Origin of the sequence: Pseudomonas sp. CM25, from assembly GCF_013179705.1 — a bacterium.
In the GTDB taxonomy this organism is placed as follows: domain Bacteria; phylum Pseudomonadota; class Gammaproteobacteria; order Pseudomonadales; family Pseudomonadaceae; genus Aquipseudomonas.
Window position 1 is genome coordinate 1 of sequence record NZ_JABMCW010000528.1, and the last position, 2,650, is coordinate 2,650.

Below are 2,650 nucleotides of genomic sequence, written 5' to 3' on the forward strand. Positions count from 1 at the left end.
ATGAGCACGGCAACTCCTTTGAACGTAGGAGTACGACAATTGAAAACAAATCCACCCGATAACACCCCCAATCAAATCACCACCGCAGGCGTAGAAACCTTCCTCGCAGCCGGCAACCCTTCCCTGAACCTGCTCCGCGTAGAACCCGGTATCCCGGTGGACTCCGCCTATGAACATGTCTCGATTCTGATGGGCTACATCAAACACCTGGTGCGCGAGGGGGATATGGAGGATGACCATAAATTCCTGGGTGCGGCCGATTACCTGTGCGACATGGCCAAGGCGTTGATGAACGATATCGAGATTGCCAAGAACAAGGCGCACTGATCTTTGAGCCGGGGCTGCTTTGCAGCCCTTTCGCGTCACCAGGCCGCTCCTGCACACCCGTGCAACTGGCCCTTGCGCCAACCACAAGAAATGTTTATGCACAAGTGGCATTGGCGCCTTGCGCGAAAGGCATGCCGGAATCCTATGCCGCTGGTCTTTGCGCAAATGCCTGTTTTTACTGGGCTTGACCAGCGCGCAGGAATAAGCCAAGCGTTTGAAATAGCGCTTGGCACCAACAGGTAATCACAAGCTTGTTCACAGACTTATCCACAGGTTGTGCTGCGGCTAACGGTCGCGTTCTGCGAGGATAAGCAGGTTGCGCGGCGTCAGCGGATAATCGCAGAACAGGCCCACGCGCACGTCGTAGCCTTGTTCTTCGAGGAACAGGGCACGGTCCAGTACCAACCACATTTCCAGGGGCCGGCGGAACAGGTTGCGCATGCGCTCCAGATTGCGTACCTCGGCCAGGCGCTGCCAGCCAGCGGCTTCCAGGGCGGGCCAGTCGGGGTTGCCTTGCAATGGCAATTGCTTGAGCTCGGCCAGGTCACGGCAGTATTGCTCGAAAGGCTTCTCCAGCCAGGCCACGGGCAACGATGGTGTGGGCAGGTATTCACTGGTCTGGCGCTGCTGGCGCTGCAGCAGGTCGAAGCCCAGGCGCCGGGCCATCGATGTGTCGCGCTGGCGGCGTACGCGGGCGCCGGCGGTGACGGTTTCGCTCAAGGGCAGGCCCAGGTCGTCCAGCGAAAGCTGCAGGTTGGAGGCTTGCGCGGCTGTGGATAACGCCTGGTACTGCTGCGCGGCAATGCGGTTGTAGCAGCAGGGCGCCACGGCCAGCTGTCGGCAGCCCTGTTGGCTGGCCAGCTGCATCAGGCGCACGTGCAGGTCGCCGCAGGCGTGCAGGGCGACCACGCTTTTTTCGCCATGCAGATGACGAGCGCTGTCGCTGGCCAGCACGTCCTGCTGCACGTGTTGCGCGGGCAGGTGGTGGTGCGCGCTCAAGGCCTGGCCGGCGGCAACCAGTTCGGCGTCGTATTCCAGGCAGGTCAGCTGCTGGCCGGGTTGCAGCAGGCGGCGGCCGAGGTGGCCTTTGCCGGAGCACCAGTCCAGCCAGTGGCGGGGCGGCTCGCGGAATGCCAGGTGGCTGGCGAAGGCTTCGATCTGCTGCCATTTGCGGCCGGGGACGGCGACGTCAAGACGGTGGCTTGCAGTGGGCAGGTCTGTTGCCGGGAGGTTGCCCAGGGCGGCCAGCTGTCGGGCTTGCAGCGCCAGTTGCGGGAACGGGGCGGGCAAGTGGTCGGCTGCGCTGTCGGTTTCGGCGTCTGCCAGCGAGCATTGGCGCAGGTGGGCGGCCAGCTCGGGGTGGGTGGCTTCCCAGGACAGGTTCAAGGTGGTGAAGGGGCGGGGTTTCCACAGCTGCTGGTGCTCGATCAGGAACTGGTCAAGGGCCTGGAAGCGGGCGTTCAGGTAGTGGCTGTGGAGGTAGCTGGGCATGGGATGTGTGTTGGGTTGAGGGCCTCTTCGCGGGTGAACCCGCTCCCACAGGATTAGCACAGGTTTCAAGGCCTGTGGGGTACCTGTGGGAGCGGGTCTACCCGCGAAGATGGCTCAGGAGATATCAGCGCCCTTGGCAGGCGTCCACGCGCAACCAGCGCTCAAGCAGCTTGAAGCCTTGCACCAGCATGAACGAGATCACCAGGTAGAACACCCCGGCGGCAAAGAAGATTTCCACCGGCAGGTAGGTGCGGGCGATGATGGTACGGGCCATGCCGGTCAGTTCCAGCAGGGTCACGGTACTGGCCAGGGCGCTGGCCTTGAGCATCAGGATCACTTCGTTGCTGTAGGCCGGCAGGCCGATCCGCGCGGCGCGCGGCAGCATGATGTAGATCAGCGCCTTGGCCCGTGACATGCCCAGTGCCCGGGCGGCTTCGATCTCGCCTTTGGGGATGGACTGCAGCGCGCCGCGCAGGATCTCGGCGATGTAGGCGGCCGTGTGCAGGGTCATGGTCAGCACCGTGCACCAGAACGGATCGCGCAGGTACGGCCACAGCGCACTCGAACGTACTGCATCGAACTGGGCCAGGCCGTAGTAGACCAGGAACAGCTGCACCAGCAACGGCGTGCCACGGAAGAAGAAGATGTAGCTGAACGGCACGGCGCGCACATACCAGTGGCGCGAAGAGCGGGCGATACCCAGCGGGATGGCCAGGATCAGCCCGGCAACCACCGCAATGGCCACCAGCTCCAGGGTCAGGGTCGCACCCTGGGCCAGGCGTGGCAGCCATTTGAAGATGACTTCCCAATTCATTGTTCGGCCCTCGCAAAG

Annotated in this window: 3 protein-coding genes; 1 reads left to right on the forward strand and 2 read right to left on the reverse strand. The window is 63.1% G+C overall.

All coding sequences use genetic code 11. From position 1 onward, the window contains the following. Complete coding sequence (locus tag HP546_RS28960; protein WP_256678565.1) at positions 1–327, forward strand: DUF3077 domain-containing protein; 327 nt, start codon at positions 1–3, stop codon at positions 325–327. 285 nt (positions 328–612) lie between these two features. Here HP546_RS28960 and HP546_RS28965 read toward each other — a convergent pair whose 3' ends face one another. Further along, positions 613–1,818, reverse strand: a complete 1,206-nt coding sequence (locus HP546_RS28965; protein WP_172232920.1) for a methyltransferase — start codon at positions 1,816–1,818, stop codon at positions 613–615. Positions 1,819–1,942: 124 nt separating this feature from the next. After that, positions 1,943–2,632 carry an ABC transporter permease gene (locus tag HP546_RS28970; RefSeq protein ID WP_172232923.1) on the reverse strand — a complete coding sequence of 230 codons (690 nt, stop codon included), beginning with the start codon at positions 2,630–2,632 and terminating at the stop codon, positions 1,943–1,945. Positions 2,633–2,650: the final 18 nt, after the last annotated feature.